Source organism: Paenibacillus sp. J22P51, from assembly GCF_059692215.1.
In genome coordinates this window covers 1-24,315 of sequence record NZ_JCAUAZ010000005.1, presented here as the reverse complement: position 1 = coordinate 24,315, position 24,315 = coordinate 1, and the positions used below count along the sequence as shown (strand labels likewise).

The following is a 24,315-nucleotide window of genomic DNA, read 5'->3' as shown; positions in this document are numbered from 1 at the left end:
GTTTACGCCTCCCAGCGTCCTAGAATACCGCAAGGGAGCATAAGTCCGGAATGCGTGATCGGAAGGCCGATTTCACCGCTGGAGATCGTTCCGCCATGCTTGTCTTTCATCGCCATCGTCAAAATGTTCTGAAGCACGGTAGCCGAGATACCTGTCGTATAGGAATTGATCAACAGGAATAACGGATTGTCCGTCAAGATAGATTGACACGTTTGGATGAACGGGAAGAGGTCATCCTCCAATTTCCAGGTTTCACCGTTAGGTCCACGACCATAGGAAGGTGGATCCATGATAATGGCATCGTACTTGCTGCCGCGGCGCTGCTCTCTTTGAACGAATTTGAAAACATCATCCGTAATAAATCGAACAGGCCTGGAGCCCATACCACTGAGATGCAGATTCTCCTTCGCCCATTGCACAACCCCTTTAGACGCATCCACATGGCACACTTCAGCGCCAGCGTGGGCACATGCAAGTGTTGCCCCGCCGGTGTAAGCGAAGAGGTTGAGTACTTTAATGGGACGACCGGCACCTTTAATCTTGTCCATCATCCATTTCCAATTGACCGCTTGCTCAGGGAACAGACCCGTATGCTTAAAGCTAGTAGGCTTAATATAAAAGGTCAGCTTCTGATCGTACGTGATCGTCCAGCGCTCTGGGAGCTCTGCGTTCTGCTGCCATTGGCCGCCGCCGCTGGAGCTGCGGTGATAATGCGCATCAGCTTGACGCCAAGCCGGTGTTTCTTTCTGTAGAGGCCAAATAATTTGCGGGTCGGGTCTGCGAAGTACAATCGTACCCCAGCGTTCCAGCTTTTCGCCGCCGCCTGTATCGAGCAGCTCATAATCAACCCAATCTTTTGCATAAAACATGTTGTAATCCATCCTTCAACTTAGAGACTTAACTAAACATCCATTGTACACCATTTATTGACCTAAATCGATCTTTTCAATCAATCCAGGCAGTTCTTTTTCCGCGAATTGTTGGTATTGCGCTTGTTCAAGTGACGCACGCAGTGACTCTTTCACCGATTCAAGTGGTTTCACGGAGCGGGATTCCACTTTAAGTACATGATAGCCATATTCGGTTTCAACAGGATCGCCGATAGCGCCAACGGTTTGACTGATGGCTGCGTTTTTGAACCCTTCCACCCACTGACTAACATCTGCATCAGCATAAAGACCGCCGGAATCCTTTGAACCTGGATCATCAGAATATTGCTTAGCTAGTGCAACGAAGTCTCCGCCATTCTTCAATTTTTGCTGAACATCCTTGGCAATGGTAAGAGCTTCTTCTTTTGTACGAACGGATTTACCCTCTGGGTCAGTCAGTCCGATCAAAATATGACGCACAGAAGCGATCGTAAACGCATTTTTATTCACTGCTAGTGTTGCATCATACTGCGCTTTCAACTGAGCATCCGTAATACTAGATTTCACATAGTTATTCGCAGTCATACTGCCCACGAGATAATACTGGATATCATTCTCTGTCACATTCGCTTTTTTCAAATCGGCATTAAATTTATCCTCGCCAAATTGCTTTTTCCAACTAGCAACCAGTGCAGCAGCACTTTGCTTAGCAGCCTCTCGGTCAGCCTCAGATGCGCGGGTGTAGAGAATGCGGTTGGTTACTAATTCCTTGAGAACACTTGTCTGATAGTCGATATTGTCCTTGGAGCTTGCATACGCACTATCTAACAGTGATTTGAGGTTAAAGACCACATCGAACGCACCCTTCGTCACAGTCCCACCTTTGTATGAGGCAACCACTTGATTCGGATTATTGCCAATCCAAATGGTACTTGTTGCGTCATCCCACTCCACTTTCTTGCCGAGCGAGTCGCTCACGAAGCGCAGTGGTACATAGGTTGTGCCTTCATAAATAAAGCCTTTGGCATCCGTTGGCGCTTTTTCGACACCATCAAACATATACGTCAGGTTGCGGAAGGCCACTTCAATCTGAGTTCCTGCTGCAAAAGCTACGGTTCCACTTAAAACAGAACCAATGGTTAATCCTACAATAAGTCCTTTTACTTTGTCTTTCATTATGAGTGATCCACCTTTCATTTCATGTCATACCAATAATTCACCGAAGGTTAAGAGATTTCCTTTTTTTTATTCATACCGAATTGAAGGAATTCATCACCTGTTTGTTGTATTTGTAGAGGTAGAGACGATTTGCAACACGCATCTTAGAGAAAAAAGACATGTCGAATTAGGGGGGGATAATGTGGGAGCAAATGTAGGTATACCCAGCTCCGAGGATTTGTTTCTGCTTCATGAAGGATCCCTTTTCCACAGTTATCGTATCTTAGGGGCACATGTTAGCAAAGAAAAAGGGCATGAAGGTGTTCGATTCGCCGTATGGGCACCGCATGCACGAAACGTGTATGTACTTGGAGATTTCAATGATTGGCAATCCGGCGAGCATAGTATGGAGAAGATTAGTTCGTTAGGCCTCTGGATGATCTTCATTCCGGAATCAAGTGAGGGCGACTATTACAAGTACGAAATTCATAGCCAAACGGGGCAGATTTTATTAAAAGCAGACCCCTATGCCTTCTATTCTGAATTAAGACCTGGAACAGCTTCAAGGGTTGTTGATTTGGGTGGATACGAATGGCAGGATCAGGCCTGGCAGCTGCAGAAGAAAGAAGTGCCAGCCTACAATAAACCGCTCTCCATTTACGAAGTGCATCTTGGCACTTGGCGAAAGAAAGACCGGTTAAGTGAAGAGCAGTACACCTATGAACAATTAACGAGTGAATTAGTGGATTATGCGGCCCAAATGGGGTATACCCATATCGAGGTCATGCCGCTGGCCGAGCACCCCTTTGATCGATCTTGGGGCTATCAAGCAACCGGATACTATTCGGTTACAAGCCGACATGGTGCGCCAAAGGATTTCATGCGATTCGTTGATCGCTGTCATCAGAAGGGCATCGGGGTTATTATGGACTGGGTTCCAGGCCATTTCTGTAAGGACAATCATGGATTGCGCCTTTTTGATGGGAAGCCCTTATATGAATACGAAGACCCTCGCAAAGCGGAGAAGCTGGAGTGGGGGACACTCACCTTTGACTTCGGAAGACCTGAGGTGCAGAGCTTCTTAATCTCAAATGCCGTATTTTGGATGGATATGTATCATATGGATGGTATAAGAGTGGATGCTGTTGCTTCCATGCTGCATCTCAATTTCGGCAGATGGGATGAAGCACCTATCCGGAATCAACATGGAGGCGAGGAGAATTTAGAAGCGGTTGCGTTTATTCGCAAGCTGAATGAAGTCGTTTTCTCTTATTTTCCAAATGCCTTGATGATGGCAGAAGACTCCACGGATTGGCCGCTGGTGACGGCTCCCGTTTATGAGGGTGGGCTTGGATTTAACTATAAGTGGAATATGGGCTGGATGAACGATATGCTGAAGTATATGAAGCTGGATCCGATCCACCGCAGGTACAATCACAAGCTGATCACCTTCTCGTTCATGTACGCTTGGAGCGAAAACTATGTACTTCCCCTCTCACATGATGAGGTCGTGCATGGTAAGCGTTCACTCTTGCATAAGATGCCAGGAGACTATTGGCAGAAATTTGCTAATTTGCGGGTATTATATGGCTACATGTCGGGGCATCCAGGGAAAAAGCTGCTCTTCATGGGCAGTGAATTCGGTCAATTCGACGAGTGGAAGGATCTCGAGGAGCTGGATTGGTTTCTGTTAGATGGCTACGAGAAGCATGAGCAGATGCACCATTACGTGAAGTCGCTCAATCAATTTTACTTGAAAGAACCAGCCCTTTGGCAGCTGGATCATGATCCAGAAGGCTTTGCTTGGATTAATCCCCATGACGAGAGCCAAAGTGTTGTCACTTATATGCGAAAAGGGAATCTGCCGGAGGATGAATTGATTCTCGTGTGTAATTTCACACCTGTTGTTCATCCGGATTATCGGATCGGCGTTCCGAAGTTAGGTGTATACGAGGTTGTATTTAATAGCGATGCTGCTGAGTTTGGTGGTTCCGGACAAGGAAATACGTTACCGATCACAAGTAGAGCAAGTTCCATGCATGGTCATCCGTATAGTTTATCGTTATGTATTCCGCCGCTTGCGGCTGTCTATATCAAGTGTGTGAGTGAATTCCAATCAGAGAATGATGAAGTTGAAGGGGGAAATCAAATATGCGCAGTAAAGAATGTGTTGCCATGCTCCTCGCTGGAGGAGAAGGGCGAAGATTAGGCGTACTGACGAACAATTTAGCTAAGCCAGCTGTTCACTTTGGCGGCAAATATCGCATCATTGATTTTACACTCAGCAATTGTACGAATTCAGGAATTGATACCGTTGGTGTTCTTACCCAGTATCAGCCACTGGTGCTTAATACGTACATTGGTATTGGAAGCTCTTGGGATCTTGACCGCAAGTATGGCGGTGTTACGGTGCTGCCACCGTTCATGGAGCAAAAAGGCGGCGATTGGTACAAAGGAACTGCGAACGCTATTTATCGCAATATCGGGTTTATTGAGCAATATGATCCAGAATACGTCTTGGTCATTTCGGGTGATCATATTTATAAAATGGATTACGATCTCATGCTTTCCTATCACAAAGAGAAAAAAGCGGACGCAACGATCGCAGTTATCGAAGTGAAATGGGAAGAAACGAGCCGCTTCGGCATCATGAGCGTAAACGAGAAGCAAGAGATTACAGAATTCGCTGAAAAGCCAAAAGAAGCGAACTCCAACTTAGCTTCGATGGGCATTTACATTTTCAACTGGAAAGCATTGAAATCGTATTTACTCGAAGATGAAGCGAATCCAGAATCCAGTAAAGATTTTGGTAAAGATATCATTCCGATGATGTTGAAGGATGAAGCAAAAATGTTTGCTTATCCATTCCAAGGCTATTGGAAAGACGTCGGTACTATTGATAGCTTATGGGAAGCGAATATGGACCTATTGGACGAGAATAACGAGCTTAAATTAAATGATAAAGACTGGCGCGTGTATTCTCAGAATCCGTACCAGCCTGCTCAATACGTAGCGCCTACTGCGAATATTAAACGATCATTGGTGAACGAAGGCTGTGCCATCTTTGGCGATGTCGATCATTCTGTCTTATTCTTCGGTGTTCAAGTTGGCGAAGGTAGTCATATTAAGGATTCAGTCATCATGCCAAATGCTAAGATTGGTAATAACGTTACGATTATCAAAGCGATTATTGGTGAAAATACGGTCGTTGAAGATGGTGCGGTTGTTGACGGTAATGGTGAAATTGTGCTTATTGGCGGTAACGAACGGGTATCAGGCTACGCTAATCAGAAGGGATGATGTCAGATGAAACACGTGATGGGAGTCATTAATTTAGTCAATGAACCGGATGATTTGGAGGAACTGACATATTTCCGCTGCCCGGCATCTGTGCCTTTCGGTGGTCGGTATCGGTTAATCGATTTTGCATTATCCAATATGGTGAATTCAGGGATCGATAACGTAGCTGTTTTCACACAACACAAATATCGTTCACTGATGGATCACCTTGGATCTGGAAAAGAGTGGGATTTGGACCGGAAGCGTGGCGGGCTATTCGTCCTTCCATCCGTACTCGATGAGCCTACAGGGATCTCGCGTGGTGATTTGTATCAATTCTATAGCCATCGTGACTATTTCTACCGCGGTAAAGAAGAGTTCGTCATTATTTCCCGCAGCCACATGGTGTGCAATCTTGATTTGAACGATGCAGTGCGTTATCACGAGGATATGCAAGCGGATATCACCGTCATTTATAAGCAAACGGATGAAGAAGTTCACGGGAAATTCCGTCGTATGGCTGTGAAGGACTCAGGTCAAGTTACGTTGATGGAAGATCACACAGGCCGACTTCGGACGAACAACATCTCCATGGAAATGTATATCATGAGCAAAGCGTTGCTCTTGGATATGGTGGAATCCTGCTTAGCACAAGGATATGATCATCTGGTGCGTGACGGCATTATGAAAAACATTGATAAGCTTAGTGTGTATGGCTATAAGTTTGAAGGGCATCTGGGTATCGTGAACTCGATCCAAGGCTACTACAAACACAGCATGCAGCTACTGAATCCTGCGATTTGGCGCGAGCTGTTCTTCCAGAAAAACCTCATCTACACGAAGGTCAAGGATGAACCGCCTGCGAAATATCTGGACTCCGCTGCAGCCAAAAACGCGCTCATTGCGAACGGCTGTCAGATTGAGGGCAAGGTGGAGAACAGCATCTTGTTCCGCGGTGTGAAAATCCGCAAAGGGGCCTACGTGAAAAACAGTATCATCCTGCAAAACTGCGAGATTGAGGAGAACGTTATTATCGAGAATGCGATTCTGGATAAGGATGTCTTCATAAGCCGCGGCCGCGTGTTAACGGGTGATAATAAAGCACCATTCATTGCAGCGAAAACTAAAGTCATCTAATCGCAAGTAGATTTGGTTCGATTGAAGTCGGAGGAGAGGCAAGATGAAAATACTGTTCGCGGCTTCGGAGGCCGTACCATTTATAAAGACAGGCGGTTTAGCGGATGTGATCGGCTCCTTGCCTAAGGAGCTGACGCGTCAAGGGCTTGACGTACGGGTTATTTTGCCTAAGTATGGGGATATTCCTACAAAATATAGAGACGAAATGACACATGTAACATCATTTGATGTTCAGTTGGGTTGGCGCAAGCAATATATCGGGATTGAAATGCTGGTGTATGAAGAAGTTACCTTTTATTTCGTAGATAATGAGTTTTACTACAATCGGCCTGGTATCTACGGCTATGGGGATGAAGCGGAGCGATTTGGCTTCTTCTGCCGAGGCGTCATTGAGGCGCTTCCTTACTTGGACTTTCAACCGGATGTGATTCATTGTCACGATTGGCAGGCAGGTATGATTCCTGTTTTGTTGAAGGCTCATTATCAGCATTTGCCTTTCTTTAGCGAGATCAAGACGATGATGACGGTTCATAATTTAAAATACCAAGGTGTATTTGGCCAACAGGTGTTCAAGGATTTGTTCGGTTTGTCGGACGACCACTTCTCAGGCACTGCGTTAGAGCTGCACGGGGGCGCCAGCTTCCTGAAGGGTGGACTGTTGTATTCGGATCAGATCACGACGGTTAGTCAGACGTATGCCGAGGAAATTCAAACGCCGTATTACGGCGAATTTTTGGACAGCCTCCTGCGTCACCGCAAAGATCAATTAACTGGCATCGTGAACGGAATTGATTACGACGTGTTTGATCCGATGACGGACAAGAACCTGGTCGTGAATTACCGAGATTCTATGCAGAAGAAGACGCAGAATAAGCTAGCACTTCAGGAACGCGTAGGACTGCCTGTAAACGGGGACATCCCGATGATTGTACTGGTAACTCGTCTTGTACAGCAGAAGGGATTAGATCTGATTCAGCACGTGCTGCGTGAGATTCTAGCGCTAGACATTCAGCTTGTTGTTCTTGGAACTGGCGAGCCTGTCTACGAGCAAATGTTTCGGAACGCAGCATCCACACATCCTACTAAAGTCTCTGCGCACCTTTACTTTGATGAAGCGTTAGCTCATCAGTTCTACGCGGCATCTGATCTCTTCTTAATGCCCTCACAATTCGAGCCATGCGGTATCGGGCAATTGATTGCCCTTCGGTATCGATCTGTGCCGATCGTGCGGGAAACGGGCGGTCTGAAGGATACGGTGCAGCCGTATAATGAGTTTACAGGGGAAGGCACAGGTTTCACTTTCACGCATTACAACGCACACGATATGCTGCATATCATCAGGCGCGCGGTATTCTTTTATAAGAATGATCGTGACAGTTGGATGAAGATTCAGCAGAATATGAAAAAAGGCGATTTTAGTTGGCGGAAATCTGCTCAGCAATATATCGCACTTTACAATGAAATGACCTCATAGGGTAAGGAAGAGGGCCTCCTGATTCGAAAGAATGAGGGGGTCTTTTTCGTAATTTAGAAAATTCAGGTATAATAGAAATAGCAGATTTTAGATGTTTGGAGTGGAGAGCTGTGGGCGTGGATTGGCTATCGCATGTATTGACCTTGGTATTCGTCGTAAACATTTTACTGGCGCTCACCGTGGTATTCTTAGAGCGTCGTAATGTGGCCGCAACATGGTCTTGGTTAATGGTGTTATTATTCATTCCTATTCTTGGATTCCTGCTCTACGTGATGTTGGGTCAAAACTTGAGCCGCAGAAAGCTGTATAAATGGAATAAACGAATGTTAGAGCGTATGCAGTCTGTTATTGGCGAGCAGCGTCAACAGCTTACGGATGGATCTTTTCCCTATCTCAGCCCGATGGTTTCTGATTATCGCTATTTGATCTACTTGAATGTCGCAACGAACGATTCCTTCTTGTCGCAGGATAACGATGTACATATTTTCACAGACGGGGTAGAGAAGTTTAATGATTTGATTAGTCAACTTGAGTCCGCGGAGTACCATATCCATATGCAATATTATATTGTGAAGAATGATTCGCTGGGCCAGCGGGTCATGGAGGTACTAACACGGAAAGCGGCGCAGGGCGTGACGGTACGCTTTTTATATGATGATATCGGTTCACGCAAGTTGAAAGATTCGTTTTTCAAGGGATTTCTCCAGGCTGGCGGACAGAAAGCAGCATTCTTTCCTTCTAGAATCCCTTTTCTAAATTACCGCGTCAACTATCGCAATCATCGCAAGCTTGTGGTCATTGATGGTCAAATCGGTTATTTAGGCGGATTTAATATTGGCAATGAGTACCTTGGCTTGAACCCGAAGTTCGGCTACTGGCGGGATACACATCTAAAACTGACGGGAAATGTAGTACGTGCTTTACAGTCGCGGTTTATTCTGGATTGGAATCTGGCTTCGGACAAGGAGTTAGAGGTGGATTCTCGCTATTTCCCTACATTGGATAATGTGGTGAAAGGACAAGTTCCGATGCAGATCGTAGCGAGTGGACCGAATGAGACATGGCCGCATTTTGTGCATACATTTCTTAAGTTGATTTATATGGCCAAAAGCCGAATATTGCTGCAAACGCCTTATTTTATTCCTGAAGAAAGCATGTTGAATGCCTTGCGGATCGCCGCGCTTTCGGGGATTGATGTACGGATTATGATACCGGAGAAAGCGGACCATCTCTTCGTGCATTGGGCATCTCTATATTATGTCGGAGAGTTATTACGCGCTGGAGTAAAATGTTATCTATATGATTACGGCTTTCTGCATGCCAAAACGATTATCGTAGACGGCAAAGTGGCCTCTGTCGGTACAGCGAATTTTGATATTCGCAGCTTGCGGCTTAATTTTGAAACGAATGCGTTGATGTTTCATGAAGAGACGGCAACGAAGCTGGAGAACACCTTCTGGAAGGACATGGAGGGGTGTATGGAGTTGACCATTGAGGAATATGAAAAACGGTCGCTGCGAATCCGGTTTCTGGAGTCGATTTCGAAGTTGATTTCACCGATCTTGTAAAATGACAAAAGGCCACTGCCATGAGCAGGGGCCTTTTCGTGCTTGGTACATATGATTAAAAAGTTTCGCCGCTATCAAGGTTGAACTGCCAGAGAATGCCGAACTTGTCCTCAACTTGACCGTATAATTTACTCCAGTCCGTTGCTTGTAGCTCCATAGCTACTTTGCCGCCAACTTTCAACTTATGAAATACATTTTTAATTTCTTCTTCGTTGGAGCTGACATAAGAAAGACTGATGTTGTTCCCTACAACGTATGGCATACCTGGGAACGTGTCGGAAAACATCAGCGGGCTTCCGTTAATATCCAGACGAGTGTGCATAACACCGTTTTTAGCTTCTTCAGGTAGCGGATAGTCAGGGTTTTGCGGCATATCGCCGAATGTAATGATTTTTGGAGATGGCAGATTAAATGCGTCTGCATAAAAATTTACAACTTCGCGTGTGTTTCCTGGGAAATTTAAATAAGCATTAACTGACATTACCATTCTCCTCTTATTGTGAATTGGACAATCCCCTATATTCTACCATTGGTTTTGCAGAAAATCCAACTCGGCTTATGGACTGAGACTTAGCAGCAGTGTTTGAAGTTGACTGCGTCCTTCTGGGGACAAAATCTGCAAAATTTGATCTGAAGCTTGGCTCATAGCTTTGCGCGCTTTGGCTATCAATGGGGGCGCGGCTTCCGTCAACTGCAGGAACGTAGCTCGGCGATCATCGGGATCTGTTGTGCGAATGAGAAGGTTTTCCTGCTCCAGCGCATCGACGAATTGGGTGACGGTACGCGCTTTAATCCCTAATTTCGCTGCCAGATCGGACATCCGAATGCTTCCTGCTTCTTCAATGGCAATAAGCACACGGACACGCGGTCCCGTTAAATAAGACGGGATTCCGAGCAAAGACAAGTGCTCCTCAAATTGCGTGTGCAGACGGTGCGTCGTTCGTATTAAAAGCTGTAAGACGTCTCCAGCTGTGGGGTTAGTTGAAGCAAGGCTGGAATCCATCGCGTTCGTCGTTTGGTCGGGTTGGTTTGCTTGGGTTGGTTTCATAGTCCTCCTTGACAGTTAAGAAAGTACTGAGTATACTCAGTATAAATTGAATTGCTGAGTATACACATTAAATATAGCATAGTTGAATTGAAAAGAGGAGAGGACCACGATGATAGATAACAATGAGATAAATAGGGGCAATAACCTGATGCGTGCTATACGTTACCATGCGTTTGGCGAAGTCGAGGTTCTGCAAGTGGAACAAATTCCAGTTCCGCTGCCACAGTCAGGCGAGGTGCTTGTTCGCGTGCATGCGGCAGGCGTTCTACCTGTTGATTGGAAAATACGGCGAGGGCTGTTTCCGATGCCGGTACAATTCCCTCTTATTCCGGGAACTGCGTTCTCAGGCGTGGTGGAAGCAGTTGGAGAAGGGGTGTCCACTTGGCAGATTGGACAGTCTGTTTTTGGGCGCAGCACGAAAGGGACTTACGCAGAGTATACGACTGCGCCCGAGGATGCGATTGCACTTAAACCTGCTTCGATCAGCTATGAAGAAGCGGCATCTTTGTCTGGAGGAGCCACGACAGCGTGGCGCGCGATTGTCTCGGAAGGCCAAGTGAAGCCGAACGAGCGGGTCCTGATCCACGGCGCCGCTGGCGGCGTTGGCTTGTTCGCGGTTCAATTCGCGAAACGGCTCGGTGCAGAGGTCATTGCTACCGCGGGACCGACGAATTTGGCCTTTGTGGCGTCATTAGGGGCAGATAGGGTTATTGATTACACCTCTGAAAAATTTGAAGAGATCGTGAATGGTGTCGATTTCGTACTTGATACCGTCGGCGGAGAGACACTGGCTCGTACTTGGTCAGTGATAAAGCAAGGAGGACGATTGGCTTCCATCGCGGGCCAACCGCCGATGGAGAAAGCCAAACAGCACGATATTACCTTGATTCGACCAGGCATCGCCACGAAAGAGAATTTGATAGCTATTTCGGAGCTTATCGAAGAAGGAAAGCTTACAATCAACATCGAGCAAAGCTTCGCCATGGAAGATGTGCGACAAGCACATGAGAAGAGCCAAACAGGGCATGGACGCGGTCGCATTGTACTTCGAATGACCGATTAAGCAGCTATTTCTGCAAGGGAAAACCTGGGTAACATGAAATCAGTTCTGCGCATTCCTGCATCAGATTATGCAAATCATACATCCAGCAACCTAATCGTTGCTGGATTTTATTTTGATTCTATTCGAATCCCCGAAATCATGATAGAATTACTGGAAATTGGAAGAGTCTGTGGGTGAGGGTATGAAAAAATTGATTTTAATTGCGATCATTGCCAGCATTTTTGTTACGCTGTCATTTTCTTTTTACTATATGCTCAAGATATATCAAAGCGATTTGGGTATGACGAGTGCGGTGGAACCGATGGTGCATGAACATTCTGATCGCATCGTGATCATTTCACAAGAACAAGGCAGCTTCATGATGAATGAAATTCAAAAAGGAGCGCGTAAGGCTGCCGAAGAACATAACATCCAAATCGATTTCTGGGGTGTGTACCGTTCGAACCTGGAAGGATTGATTAAGCAGATTGATATTGCAATCGCTTCCAAAGCGAGTGGGATCGTTGTAGAAGGCGTAGATCATCCGGATTTCGATCTTATGGTGAAAAAGGCGACGGAGAAAGGGATACCGATCATCACCATTAACTCCGACGCGCCGAGCAGCTTGCGTAAGTCTTATATTGGTTCTGACCATTATCAAGAAGGTGTCATTATGGGGGAGTACATTGCGACCCAGCTGAGTGGTAAAGGCGTAGTCGGTGTTATTAAGAATTTGTCATCTCCCTCAACCGATGAACTACGGCTCAAAGGTCTGAACGAGGTTTTCAAAAAATACGACGGTATAAGACTCGTTGTCGCTGCCAACGATCCTGAAATGGCGCAGCCGAAAATGCAAACAAATGATATTTTGAATCATAATCCGAATGTGAGTGCTTTTATTGGTCTGTCCACAGAATCAGGCGAGAGTATCAATCAAGCGGCACATTCGCGTTCGCGGGCCAAAGAATATCCGATTTTCCTCTTTGATGATTCCCCGCAAACCGTGATGCTCATCAAAAATGGTCAGGTGAAAGCGGGGCTCTCGCAGCATTATGAAGAAATGGGTATTTTGAGCGTAAATCTGATGAAACGTTGGCTAGATGCTACACAGCTGCCGTTGGAGAAAAGCTACTTCACACCAATCAGTGTGGTGACTTCATCTGGAGAAGAGGAGAAAGCCCTTGAAAACCATTCGAAGTAAAATGATGATGCTGTCGATCCTGATCTGGGTGATTATGGCAATTATTTGGCTCTCCATGAGCATTTATAATCAGCGAACCGTCGAAAAGTATAACGAAATTCTGCAGCGCTATATGCAAATGAACCAAGCCTCGCAATTAAGTCAGCAATCCTTAACGACCTTGAATAAATATCGCATGTCTCCAACGTTAGAAAGCTTGAATCAATATGTCTCCGACAACAGCAGCCTGCTGCGAACAAAGCAAGAGATGAATTGGTTACGTAATTTAAGCAACACGATGCTGCTCGACAATTTACAAAACATGCTGGAAAGTCAATCAGAAGCAATGGATTTGGCTGTTCGTTTTCAAAAGGATAATGATGAAGAAAATGCTGCGAAACAGTTTGATGAGGCATCCAACATTTCCAAATATATCTCAGAGACGACACTAACGTTAATCAGCGGTGAGCAGAATACTTATGATGCCTTCTACAGAAAAATTATCAAGCGTAGTGAAAATATTAAAAAAATGGGCCTTTGGACGCTGGCTCTAGTATCCTTGCTGCTATTGCTGTTTTCGTATCGATTCGTCAATAGTGTCACGCAGCCTTTATTAAAATTAACGCTGTCAGCGCGCGAATTATCCCGAGGGAATTTCAAAAATCCAATTGAGATGGGCAATAACGATGAAATGGCGTTTTTGGCCAAGACGTTAGACAGTATGCGTTTGAAAATTGGTCATTTTATCGATGATATCCAGAGTAAAGCCCAATTGGAATATGATCTACATCGACATAAGCTCATGTTGAAGGAAAGTGAGTTAAAGAGCTTACAGAGTCAGATTAATCCCCATTTTCTATTTAATACGTTAAATATGCTGTCTAAGGAAGCTTATTTGGCAGGCGCAGGCAAAACAAGCGAATTAATTAGCTCTGTCGCCGGTATGCTTAGATATAATCTCCGTAAGCTGGATAGTCGCGTGTCATTAAAGGATGAACTCGAGGTGCTTGAGGAGTATTTAACGATTCAAAAGGCCCGATTTGGCGATCGGTTGCATGTCGTAAGGGAAATTGATGAAGGAGCACTTGGAATCGAGATACCTATCCTCATTTTGCAACCGCTTGCAGAGAATGCGTTTATTTATGCGATTGAACCGGCTGAAGAGGGCGGAACATTGACGATTCGAGTAAAGCAGGAAGCAAATCACGTCATTGTACAGGTGCAGGATACGGGACAAGGCATGGAAGAAGATCAGTTGAATAGGCTATTATCACATACAGAAAATTCGGTTTATAAAGGACATTCCACAGGAATTGGCATTTGGAATGTGATTCATCGACTGCAGCTGTTTTATGGGGTTGAAGAGATTATAGAGATTGAATCCCATCTAGGAGCTGGCACTTGTATTACATTGAAGCTGCCGAGGGGGCAAATGGTATGATTCGTTTGTTGATCGTTGATGATGAACCGATTGAACGGATTGCGTTGCAAAGAATTATTGAAGAGGGCTCCCCAGACGTCGAGGTCGTAGGTCAAGCATCGAATGGAAGGGAAGCCATTGAAGCAGCAGATCGCTTACAGCCAGACCTGATAACCATGGATATTAAAATGCCGGGCATTAATGGACTTCAAGCGATAGAGAAGATTAGGGAGTCCAACAAGGCGATTAAGTTCATCGTTGTTACCGCATTTGATACGTTTGAATTTGCCCAGCAGGCGATTAAATTAGGTGTGTATGATTATATGCTGAAGCCAAGCCGAATCTCTGTTGTGCTCGAGACGATTGGCCGAGTAGCGGGCGAGATTAAGCTTGTTCAACAAGAACTGGCGAGTCGAAGTAAGGAGCAGATTAAGCTGCAGAAGATGACGCCTCTGGTGGAGGCTGATATCGTGGAACAGTTGTTATTCGACTATGTGCAATCCGCTTCACTTAACGAGATGATCGATTTAATCGGGCTTCCAACAGGGCGAGATGGCTTCGTGATGACCTTGCATTTCGCATATGACTCTGCGGAAACTGAGCAGTTTCGTGATTTGGAAGAAGTTTATATGCTATTAACGGAGTTGCTCCCAGAGGTGTCCAATCCGATCTGGCTGGGAAAAATGTCAGGTAATCAAGTCCCCCTAATTGTATTTATGGAAGGCGAATTCTCATATCGTGCACAAGCTATTGCCGTCGCAAAGAAATGGATCCAAGCGCTGGATTTGAGGAGCGACTATCGTCTTTTTGTTGGAATCGGAGGCGTGTGTAAAGATGTGCGGGACATGCGCAAATCGTATCATGAAGCATTGCTGGCTACGATGGATACAACGCTGCCTGCTCGGTACTGTTTTTATGAAAATTTGACGCAAGAAGATATTCAGGCTATTGGTGGTCGTACCCTTGAGATGGAGAAAAATGTGCTTGAAGAGGTTAGACGCGGTAACCTTGAGGCGGCAGGGGATCAGATTGCCAAAATGATTGATGTGTTTGAAGGTGCTCAGCAAGGGGTTGCCATGTCGCAGCAACGCATATTTGAAGTGCTGATTATTGTGACTCGGATGCTGCAGGAAATGGGGATGGAGGTCAATACACCTTATTTCCCCTATTCAACGACAAGTTATATGCAGCTAAAGGCGGAATCCCGGTTGTTAATCCATAACTTAGTGCAGGTTGGGGATGTTGTTGAAACGGATGTACTACAAACGTTGAAGCTATACATACAAAAGCATGCACATGAGGATTTGTCACTGGATCGGATTGCTGCCACGGTGGATCGGAATCCTTTTTATGTCAGCAAACTATTTAAAGAGCATTTCGGGATGAATTATATTGATTTTCTCACGGAATATCGCATTGAAACCGCCAAACAATTGATGCAGGAAACAGATAAAAGTCTCAAAGAAATCACGTTTGAAGTGGGATATAACGATCCGAATTATTTCAGCAGAGTGTTTAAAAAGCTAGTTGGACATTCACCGACCGATTATCGGAAAATGTTAATTCGACCGTCGAACAAGAAGCACAGCTAAGTTGATGCTTACGAAGCCAGTTTTCTGACGAAAACTTTAAGTTAGTGCTTATGAAGCCATCTCACGAAAATTTTAAGGAGGGTTTGCGCTGAAATATGCTATGAAGCAGACCGAAGTGGTTGGCATTGCCGCCATGATGGCCGTATTGTTATCCGCTTGTTCGTTTTTTGGAGTGAGCATTACACCAACCGATAAAGCTAGCCAGCAGATCGATAGTAAGCCAAGCCCCAATCGGATTGTTCAAAAAGACAAGAATGTGGTTGTTGGATTATCCATCGATACCTTGCTCGAAGAACGTTGGCAAAAGGACCGAGATTTGTTCAAAGCTGCTGTAGAAAAGTTAGGCGCACGTATCGAGGTCCAAGCTGCGAACGGCGATGATGCTTTACAGCTTGCTCAAGCGGAGAACTTGATTTCGCGAGGTGTAGATGTACTTGTCGTTGTTCCGCATAACGCAGAAGTATCCGCAGCCATTGTGGAGAAAGCACACAAATCAGGCATCAAAGTCATCTCGTATGACCGTTTGATCGTGGGCTCGGATGTTGATTTATATATCTCCTTCGATAATGAGAAAGCAGGTGAACTGCAAGCCAAAGCGATTGTGAAGAAGGCACCGAAGGGGAACTATGTCCTAATCGAAGGAGCGGACACAGACAACAATGCGCACATGTTCAAAAAAGGGCAAATGAACATCCTGAAGCCTCTCGTCGAGAAGGGGGACATCAACATTGTATTTGATCAGGCTACAAAAGAGTGGAAGCCTGCGAATGCTCTGGCGAACATGGAGCGGGCATTGATTGCGAATCAGAATAAAGTGGATGCGGTTGTTGCCGCGAATGACGCGACAGCAGGCGGGGTTATTCAAGCGTTAAAGGCGCAGAAGATGGCTGGTCTAATTCCTGTTTCTGGGCAAGATGCAGAGCTTGCTGCCGCGCAGCGGATCGTCGAAGGCACGCAAACGATGACGGTTTACAAGCCGATTAAAAAGCTTGCTGAAACGGCTGCCGAGCTTGCTGTGAAGATGGCGAAAGGCGAAAATGTCCATGCGGATAAACAAGTCAACAATAAGAAGATTGACGTTCCTTCGATTTTACTTGAACCGATCGCTGTCGATAAATCCAATATGGATGCTACGATCATTGCAGATGGTTTCCACTTGCGAGAAGAAGTATATAAAAATGTGAAACAGGAGCAAATAACAAAATAGTATAGCAATGTTAAAAAAAGTGCTAATATAAAGCGGTTACATTGGAAAATCCCGGTGATATACTCAGTTTGTAGTTGGCGCACAGCCAAAACAAATGAGAGGGGTATTACAAATGAAACGAAGTGTGAAAGCGATTTCTCTGATGTTAGTGGTTATGTTTCTAGCCGTGATGGTTGCAGCATGTGGGAACTCGAGCTCTAAAGTAAGTGTTGGGATTGTATTGCCTACCAAAGACGAGCCAAGATGGGTTCAAGATGAACAGCGCTTCAAAGACGCATTGAAAGGTTCGAAATATACAACGGAAATCTTATTCAGCCAAGGCTCCTCAGCGAAAGAAAAAGAAAATGTAGATGCATTGATCGCAAAAGGAATCAAAGTGTTAATCATTTGTCCGCAAGACGGTGACGCTGCAGCAGCGGCTGTAGAATCAGCCAAAAAGGCTGGTATCCAAGTTATCTCTTATGACCGTTTAATTACAAAAACAGACGCTGTTAACTACTATGTGACGTTCGATAGTATTGCTGTAGGTAAAGCACAAGCACAATACTTGGTTGATAAAGCTAAGCCAGGTCAACCGTTGTACTTGTATGCAGGCGCAGCATCTGACAATAATGCCTTCTTGTTCTTCGAAGGTGCATGGCAAGTACTTCAACCGAAAATTGCAGATGGTACATTCAAAATTGCAAACTCCAGTGAAGCTGTTGCTCTGAAAGGTACGGCAAAGCTGACTCGTGAGCAAATGAGTAAAATTATTGGTCAAGTAACAACAAACTGGGATGCAAATGAAGCGAAAAACAAAGCTCAAACGCATTTGACAGCTGCTGCAGCTGACATGAAGGGCGATGTTGCAATTCTGGCACCAAACGATGGCACAGCTCGTTCTATCGCGGATGTATTTGGAGCAGATAAAGCTGTAACTAAGTTCGTCGTCACAGGTCAAGATGCTGAGAAAGCTTCGATTCAATACGTGATTGACGGCAAACAATCCATGACTGTGTTCAAAGATGTTCGTACACTAGTTAAAGACGCGATGGGTATGGCTGTAGCTATCCTTGATGGTAAAACACCTGAAACAACCGGATCTTACAACAACGGTAAAATTGATGTAAAAGCGAAACAAACGAATGTTATCGTCGTTGATAAAGCGAACGTGAAATCCGCACTCGTTGATTCTGCGTACTACCAAGCAGCCGATTTCAAAGGTTTGTAGGTGTAAGATCACATAGCTTGGACGGAATAGTGATAGATACGTCTATCACTATTCCTCTATTCCAAGAGTCGTTTGGCTAAGGAGCGCTTGATGATGAGTGAATATATGTTAGAAATGAACAATATTTCCAAGGAATTCACGGGTGTGAAGGCACTTGCGAATGTCAATTTTAAAGTAAATACAGGCGAGATTCATTGCTTGGTAGGTGAAAATGGCGCAGGCAAATCGACCTTGATGAAGGTGCTTAGCGGTGTTTACCCTCACGGAACTTACACAGGAGATATTGTGTTCGAGGGTAAAGTCCAGCATTTCTCCAAAATCAGTGACAGTGTGAAGACGGGCATTGCCATTATTTATCAAGAGTTAGCACTTTTCCCGGACCTCACCGTGTATGAGAATATTTATGCAGGCAACGAAGTGAGAAAAGGCATGATGGTCGACTGGAATCAAACGATACGTCAAGCCAAAGAAATGCTTCATAAAGTAAAACTGGATGTGAACCCGGAAGTTCTCGTGAAGGATTTGGGTGTTGGGAAGCAACAGCTCGTTGAAATAGCCAAGGCATTAAGCAAGGATGTGAAGCTGCTCATTCTCGATGAGCCGACAGCTGCGCTCAATGAGAAGGAAAGCGAGAACTTGCTCGATCTGCTGCGAGAGCTGAAAAAGCAAGGCATTACGAGCATTATGATTTCGCATAAGCTCAAAGAAGTAACGGCGATTGCCGATCATATCACTGTTTTACGAGATGGGAGAACGATCTGTACGTTAGACGCTGCTCTAGGCGAAATTTCGGAAAATGTCATTATCAAAAACATGGTAGGTCGTGAGATTGACGATATTTACCCGAAAAGAACGACAAAGTCCTTCGGTACGAACATTCTCGAAATCCAAAACTGGACGGCTTATGATCCTCAGCTGGGTCGTGACGTCGTGAAAGATGTGAATTTGCACATTAAAAAGGGTGAAATCGTTGGTATTGCTGGCTTGATGGGTTCTGGTCGAACGGAGCTGGCGCAAAGTATTTTTGGAAATCCCAAGGCTTATAAGCTCCGCGGTGAGCTCCTAATGGAAGGTGTCAAACAAACATTTAACCATCCGAAGGATGCCATCAAGGCAGGCATTGCGTATGTGACGGAGGATCGAAAAGGGGACGGATTGTTCCTCATCCAAGATATTAAGCAAAACATTTCCGTTGCCAATTTGGATGAGATCTCTGAAAGTGGCATCATCAACAATAACGAAGAAGTTAAGATTTCTAATCATTATAAGCAGTCAATGAACATTAAAGCGCCTTCCGTTGAACAAATTGTGGGTAATTTGAGCGGGGGAAATCAACAGAAAGTATCACTCGGCAAATGGTTATTTGTGAATCCGAGCTTACTGATCTTGGATGAACCTACACGCGGCATAGATGTGGGAGCCAAATTTGAAATTTATACGATTATGAACAAACTGATCAGCGAAGGGATGAGTATCATTATGATTTCTTCGGAGCTCAGTGAGGTGCTTGGCATGAGTGATCGTGTGTATGTCATGGCCGAAGGTCAAATAAAGGGCGAGCTGTCCATCGAGGAAGCGGATCAAGAAATGATTATGAAGCTTGCGACGCAATAGGAGGAAGACCAGTGCAATTTTATAGTGAAGCGAAATCGCTAATAAAGGTGAATATTCGAGAATATGGAATGTATATTGCCTTGTTCATCATCATGCTAACGTTCTCCATCATGACGGATGGCTTGTTCATGTCATCGCGAAACATAAGTAATCTGATAGACGCAACGGGGTATATTGCGGTTCTAGCTGTGGGAATGACACTTGTCATTGTAATCCGACATATTGATTTATCCGTTGGATTTGCTGCTGGGTTCTTGGGTGCAATTTCGGCTGTGCTCTTATCTCAAGCTGGAGTTCCCTTCTACATCACAATTCCTATTATTTTGGTACTCGGCATCATTGTAGGGTTATTTAATGGTTTGTTGGTAGCCCAGTTCGGTATTCCATCCTTTGTTGCTTCCCTCGCGGGGATGTTGATTTTCAGAGGAGCCCTACTGCGTGTAACGGAGAAAACGGGTACGATTATTGTTAAGGATGAGCATTTCAATGCCATTGGGAACGGCTTTATTCCCGCGATTGCGAAGGTAGGAGGCTTGAATCTACTTTCCTTGATACTTGGCGCAGTCATGATCGTTCTATATATTTACAGCGAATTCTCAAAACGAAATAATAAGCTTAAATACAATTTCGAAGTGGTTTCTGCGAATATATTCACGGTGAAGGTCATTTTCGTTTCGGCGATTATTGCGTATATTACCTGGATTCTTGCTGGATATAACGGCTTTTCCTGGACCGTCATTGTTGTCATGGTCGTTGTTGCTGTGTATCACTTCTTGACAACTTCCACGGTGCTAGGCAGACATATATATGCCGTCGGCAGTAATCCAGAGGCAGCGAATTTAAGCGGGATTAGTGTGAAAAAGATCACTTACATCGTTTTTGGATCGATGGGTATGCTGTCAGCGCTTTCCGGTATCCTCTTTACAGCTCGGTTGCAATCCGCAACAACGACAGCAGGTACACTATTCGAGCTTGATGCGATTGCAGCGGCCTATGTTGGCGGTGTTTCAGCAGCAGGCGGCGTTGGTAAAGTGACAGGCTCTATTATCGGGGCAATTGTAATGGCCTCTTTATCGAGTGGGATGAATTTGATGGGAATTGGTATTTCCTACCAATATATGATTCGTGGGGCAGTCTTGGCGATCGCGGTTATCTTCGATGTCGTCACCCGGAAGAAAAGAGCTTAAATGATATGACTATTCATACACCTCAAGGTCTAATGATTAGGCTTGATGTGCCGACCAGCTTTGGTCTTATGGCAAGATTATTTCCTGACATAAGGCCAAAGCAAATTTTAAAAACAACCGAAGACATTAGTTTAATGTCCGCGGCATTAGGCTTTGTAACAGGGTTGTTGTGTTTCATACTTCAGTTAAGCCCTGAGCAAATCGGATTATTCACTTTGATTGCCATGTTAGCAGGGATCTATTTTAACGCGAGTGGCCTCATCTTATTTCCTTTCGTTCAATTAGGGGCAGCCTTCAATCGGATCTATGGCTATTTTCTGCCCACGATCATTTCAACGATTGTTGGTTACATGCTGACAGGCTGGCAAGGTGTAATTGCCTATTTGCTTACGAGATGTATGGCTGCTTGTGTCTCGACGATTGTCGGTATGGGATTAGCTAAACGATCTATTGAGACAATAGGCATTGCCTATACCACCATTGAACGTAATTTCTTCCATGCTTATCGCTATCATGCCGTTCAGATGGGTAAATCTATGAGCTTGGAAGTATCGATTGAGGAGTTAGACGAAGATTTCTGGCGAGAGACGTATAACGATTATGTGCAAAATAATCCGAGAGAAATAAAGCGTTTCGGCGCGTAAAAAGCAGCCCGCCCTCGTTTGAGGAACGGAATGCTTTTTTTCGTATTTGCTGCAGGCCATACAATATGGACTGGAGAGACATGATATCGACTTCATTTGAGAAAAATAAGCGATCAACTAATAAAGTTAACCCCCAATTCGGAGCGTAAGCCAATGACAGATTCACTTATTGCGGATATCACCAAAGCCAAGGGCAGAAAGTACCTCTACCACTTTACAAGAGTAAGTAATTTGCAGACGATAGCACATTTCGATACTTTATGGTCCAGTCATCACCTCAATCCGCATTCCACTGGTGAACGTAGATCAGAGGCGTGTAAGGTGAATTATGATGATTATTCGGTGAAGATCAATGCTCATCTGAGGATCCCAGATATTATGATTGATCCTTCAACGACGCAGGAGCAATTTCGCGCAAGTCTAGATCGACATGTATTTTTTTGGCCAACCCTAAGGGATTGCCAGAAAATGATGGACACCTATGCGCGGAGGGAGCCGGAGGAAGGGTTTGCCGTTTTGAAGTTTGATGCGTATGCCATATTAGATCAGCATGCATCCAGCGTGTTTTTATCTAAGTATGACTCAGGAAGCTCACCGCGGTTTCCAGCGAGATGTTCGTATAAGAAGAGTGAGGCGATGTTCCTTCCTTTGCATGAGTTTAAGCATGTCACAAATCATATTGTACCTACGAAAGCGTCTGAAATAAAAGAAATACTCATTGTAGATAAGGTTGAAGATGTGTCGGTATTTTTAGTAGCTATTTATGTGAATGATACTCAATTCGTCCCAGAGCGTTGGCGTGGGCTAGCAATGCCTTGGCAAGATTTGAAAGCATGATCAGTGGCGGATTTAATGACTTTCACATGGATAAAAACGCCACGTACGTACCATCCTAAGATTAGCTGTTTATGGCATGACAATTAGGGGGAGAACACTTTTGAAACTAACTTCGGAGCAGATGGTTACCCTGCATGGTTTCAATAATTTAACCAAATCGCTGAGCTTTAACATGTACGATATCTGCTTCACCAAAACGAGAGAAGAGCGCGAAGCCTACATCGCTTATATAGACAAGCAATACAATGCGGACCGTCTGACTTCCTTATTGAAGACCGTTGCCGACATTATTGGGGCCCATGTGTTGAATATCGCCAAGCAGGATTATGTACCCCAAGGTGCTAGCGTTACCATGCTGGTATCGGAAGGACCGATCGAGCAGGAACCGAACGAATCGTTCGAAGAATCGCCAGGACCGTTGCCTGATGCGGTCGTCATGCATCTCAATACGAGTCACATCACCGTACATACGTATCCCGAATATCACCCAGATGAAGGTATTAGTACATTCAGAGCAGATATCGATGTTTCTACTTGTGGAGAAATATCGCCACTGAAGGCGTTGAATTTTCTTATCCGCTCTTTCGATAACGACATTTTGACGATCGATTACAGAGTCAGAGGGTTTACCCGTGACATCAGCGGCCACAAACTGTTCATCGACCACGAAATCAGCTCCATTCAAAATTATATTCCGATGGAGATCCAGGATATATATCAGATGATTGATGTGAATGTGTATCAAGAGAATATTTTCCATACCAAATGCAAGCTTCGAGAGTTTGATCTGAACAACTATTTATTCGGGTACACGAAGGATACGCTGAGCAGAGAAGAGCAACTAGAGATTGAGAAGAGTGTTAAGTGGGAAATGGATGAGATTTTCTATGGGAAAAATATGATATTTAATTGAGGTTTGAAAGTAAATAGGGTTTGGATGCAGGGATATCTGCTCCAGACCCTTTTCTCGTGTGAGGTGGATTTGAAGAAAATTGTCGAAACTAGGCGAAATCATACTTGGAATATGGTAAAATAATGCTGATTGAGGAGTTGTATTCATCATACATAAGTTCTGAATTGGGGGGATTTTCTTGAATCGTAACAAGATGTTGTGGACATTAATTATGTCACAAATTGTTTACGTCATATTTGTACTTGTTTGGCTGTTTATCGCGGGGATGTCTGTCATGATGTTTGACGATCCTGATGCGATCAGCAATGTGACAACTTGGCTTATTTTTATCGCCATATTGCTTTATCCGGTTGGACTACTCGCAGCAATAATTGGCGGATGGGTTACCTTTTCGCGTCGGCGATACAGAGTATCATTGATCTGGAATTGTATCCCGCTCATCTGGATTGTACCTTTGGGCGGATTCTTAGCTTTTGCCAATTTAACTTAAAAAAAAGCCAAATAGCTTGCCATTGGTGGCAAGCTATTTTGACATTGAATAGATGTATTTTTGCTCTTCTGTCAAGAAAGTGGACGTCCCTAAGTTATGCCACCCGCTGGTAGTATAGCTGCTCAAATTCGGCGGGAGACATGTAACCAATTGTGCTATTCGACCTTGTCCGGTTGTAAAAGAACTCAAGATACCTGTACAGCTTCTGCTGGGCTTCTTGTTTCGTCTTGAATTTTGGGTTGCTGTAAATGAACTCACGCTTCAAAATGCTATGAAATGCCTCAATACAGGCATTGTCATAACAGTTAGCTTTACGACTCATACTGGGCGTTATCCCGTAGCTTTCTAGCTGACTGCGGTACTCCTTGGAGGCATATTGAGAACCTCGGTCGGAATGGTGAATCAGGTCTTCTCCTGGCTTCTTCACGCTATGAGCCTGCTTCAGT

22 protein-coding genes are annotated in these 24,315 nt (G+C 44.7%); 17 read left to right on the top strand and 5 right to left on the bottom strand.

Annotated elements, in window-relative coordinates; translation table 11 throughout:
- Nucleotides 1-2 precede the first annotated feature (2 nt).
- Both AC58QC_RS13000 and AC58QC_RS12995 read right to left on the bottom strand, forming a co-directional pair.
- Nucleotides 3-869, bottom strand: a complete 867-nt coding sequence (locus AC58QC_RS13000; protein ID WP_056620772.1) for a class I SAM-dependent methyltransferase — start codon at nucleotides 867-869, stop codon at nucleotides 3-5.
- 54 nt (nucleotides 870-923) lie between these two features.
- Nucleotides 924-2,045, bottom strand: coding sequence for a peptidylprolyl isomerase (locus tag AC58QC_RS12995; protein ID WP_497415575.1), 1,122 nt, complete (start codon nucleotides 2,043-2,045; stop codon nucleotides 924-926).
- A gap of 184 nt (nucleotides 2,046-2,229) precedes the next feature.
- Between AC58QC_RS12995 and glgB the strand changes: the two genes are divergently transcribed.
- The 5 genes from glgB to cls all read left to right on the top strand — a co-directional run bounded on the left by glgB (nucleotide 2,230) and on the right by cls (nucleotide 9,485).
- Nucleotides 2,230-4,236: a 1,4-alpha-glucan branching protein GlgB gene (glgB, locus tag AC58QC_RS12990; RefSeq protein ID WP_497415574.1), complete on the top strand. Its 2,007-nt coding sequence runs from the start codon at nucleotides 2,230-2,232 to the stop codon at nucleotides 4,234-4,236.
- On the top strand, nucleotides 4,179-5,327 hold the full coding sequence (locus AC58QC_RS12985) for a glucose-1-phosphate adenylyltransferase (protein ID WP_497415573.1): 1,149 nt from the start codon (nucleotides 4,179-4,181) through the stop codon (nucleotides 5,325-5,327). The genes glgB and AC58QC_RS12985 overlap by 58 nt, the downstream gene beginning before the upstream one ends.
- Nucleotides 5,328-5,333: 6 nt before the next feature.
- Nucleotides 5,334-6,443 carry a glucose-1-phosphate adenylyltransferase subunit GlgD gene (gene glgD, locus AC58QC_RS12980; RefSeq protein ID WP_497415572.1) on the top strand — a complete coding sequence of 370 codons (1,110 nt, stop codon included), beginning with the start codon at nucleotides 5,334-5,336 and terminating at the stop codon, nucleotides 6,441-6,443.
- Between the two features lie 43 nt (nucleotides 6,444-6,486).
- Nucleotides 6,487-7,917, top strand: a complete 1,431-nt coding sequence (gene glgA, locus AC58QC_RS12975) for a glycogen synthase GlgA (RefSeq protein ID WP_497415571.1) — start codon at nucleotides 6,487-6,489, stop codon at nucleotides 7,915-7,917.
- 116 nt (nucleotides 7,918-8,033) lie between these two features.
- On the top strand, nucleotides 8,034-9,485 hold the full coding sequence (cls, locus tag AC58QC_RS12970) for a cardiolipin synthase (RefSeq protein ID WP_497415570.1): 1,452 nt from the start codon (nucleotides 8,034-8,036) through the stop codon (nucleotides 9,483-9,485).
- 55 nt (nucleotides 9,486-9,540) lie between these two features.
- Here cls and AC58QC_RS12965 read toward each other — a convergent pair whose 3' ends face one another.
- Entirely contained in the window at nucleotides 9,541-9,966 is a 426-nt protein-coding gene (locus AC58QC_RS12965) for a VOC family protein (protein ID WP_497415569.1), read from the bottom strand.
- A 75-nt stretch (nucleotides 9,967-10,041) separates the two neighbouring features.
- On the bottom strand, nucleotides 10,042-10,533 hold the full coding sequence (locus AC58QC_RS12960) for a MarR family winged helix-turn-helix transcriptional regulator (protein ID WP_497415568.1): 492 nt from the start codon (nucleotides 10,531-10,533) through the stop codon (nucleotides 10,042-10,044).
- A gap of 109 nt (nucleotides 10,534-10,642) precedes the next feature.
- Here AC58QC_RS12960 and AC58QC_RS12955 point away from each other — a divergent pair, with 109 nt between their 5' ends.
- From AC58QC_RS12955 to AC58QC_RS12900, 12 genes are all read left to right on the top strand, one after another.
- Nucleotides 10,643-11,596, top strand: a complete 954-nt coding sequence (locus tag AC58QC_RS12955; protein ID WP_497415567.1) for an NADP-dependent oxidoreductase — start codon at nucleotides 10,643-10,645, stop codon at nucleotides 11,594-11,596.
- A gap of 181 nt (nucleotides 11,597-11,777) precedes the next feature.
- Nucleotides 11,778-12,776 (top strand): sugar ABC transporter substrate-binding protein, encoded by a 999-nt coding sequence (locus tag AC58QC_RS12950; RefSeq protein ID WP_497415566.1) that lies wholly within the window; start codon nucleotides 11,778-11,780, stop codon nucleotides 12,774-12,776.
- A complete protein-coding gene (locus AC58QC_RS12945; protein ID WP_497415565.1) occupies nucleotides 12,757-14,196 on the top strand; it encodes a sensor histidine kinase in 1,440 nt (479 codons plus the stop codon). Before AC58QC_RS12950 ends, AC58QC_RS12945 begins: the two co-directional genes overlap by 20 nt.
- The gene (locus AC58QC_RS12940) at nucleotides 14,157-15,767 is read left to right on the top strand and encodes a response regulator (protein WP_497415564.1); all 1,611 of its coding nucleotides are present in this window, start codon (nucleotides 14,157-14,159) and stop codon (nucleotides 15,765-15,767) included. Before AC58QC_RS12945 ends, AC58QC_RS12940 begins: the two co-directional genes overlap by 40 nt.
- A gap of 100 nt (nucleotides 15,768-15,867) precedes the next feature.
- Nucleotides 15,868-16,974: a D-xylose ABC transporter substrate-binding protein gene (gene xylF, locus AC58QC_RS12935; RefSeq protein ID WP_497415563.1), complete on the top strand. Its 1,107-nt coding sequence runs from the start codon at nucleotides 15,868-15,870 to the stop codon at nucleotides 16,972-16,974.
- Nucleotides 16,975-17,086: 112 nt separating this feature from the next.
- Entirely contained in the window at nucleotides 17,087-18,184 is a 1,098-nt protein-coding gene (locus AC58QC_RS12930; protein WP_497415562.1) for a sugar ABC transporter substrate-binding protein, read from the top strand.
- A gap of 93 nt (nucleotides 18,185-18,277) precedes the next feature.
- On the top strand, nucleotides 18,278-19,798 hold the full coding sequence (locus AC58QC_RS12925; RefSeq protein ID WP_497415561.1) for an ATP-binding cassette domain-containing protein: 1,521 nt from the start codon (nucleotides 18,278-18,280) through the stop codon (nucleotides 19,796-19,798).
- An 11-nt stretch (nucleotides 19,799-19,809) separates the two neighbouring features.
- Complete coding sequence (locus AC58QC_RS12920; RefSeq protein ID WP_497415560.1) at nucleotides 19,810-20,985, top strand: sugar ABC transporter permease; 1,176 nt, start codon at nucleotides 19,810-19,812, stop codon at nucleotides 20,983-20,985.
- A gap of 5 nt (nucleotides 20,986-20,990) precedes the next feature.
- Nucleotides 20,991-21,629: a hypothetical protein gene (locus AC58QC_RS12915; RefSeq protein ID WP_497415559.1), complete on the top strand. Its 639-nt coding sequence runs from the start codon at nucleotides 20,991-20,993 to the stop codon at nucleotides 21,627-21,629.
- Between the two features lie 153 nt (nucleotides 21,630-21,782).
- On the top strand, nucleotides 21,783-22,466 hold the full coding sequence (locus tag AC58QC_RS12910; RefSeq protein ID WP_497415558.1) for a DUF7002 family protein: 684 nt from the start codon (nucleotides 21,783-21,785) through the stop codon (nucleotides 22,464-22,466).
- Between the two features lie 100 nt (nucleotides 22,467-22,566).
- Complete coding sequence (speD, locus tag AC58QC_RS12905; protein ID WP_497415557.1) at nucleotides 22,567-23,379, top strand: adenosylmethionine decarboxylase; 813 nt, start codon at nucleotides 22,567-22,569, stop codon at nucleotides 23,377-23,379.
- 178 nt (nucleotides 23,380-23,557) lie between these two features.
- Nucleotides 23,558-23,869, top strand: coding sequence for a hypothetical protein (locus tag AC58QC_RS12900; RefSeq protein ID WP_497415556.1), 312 nt, complete (start codon nucleotides 23,558-23,560; stop codon nucleotides 23,867-23,869).
- Between the two features lie 94 nt (nucleotides 23,870-23,963).
- On the opposite strand, the gene AC58QC_RS12895 is transcribed toward AC58QC_RS12900, so the two are convergent.
- A partial coding sequence (locus tag AC58QC_RS12895; protein WP_497415555.1) for a transposase occupies nucleotides 23,964-24,315 on the bottom strand: 352 nt, incomplete at its 5' end.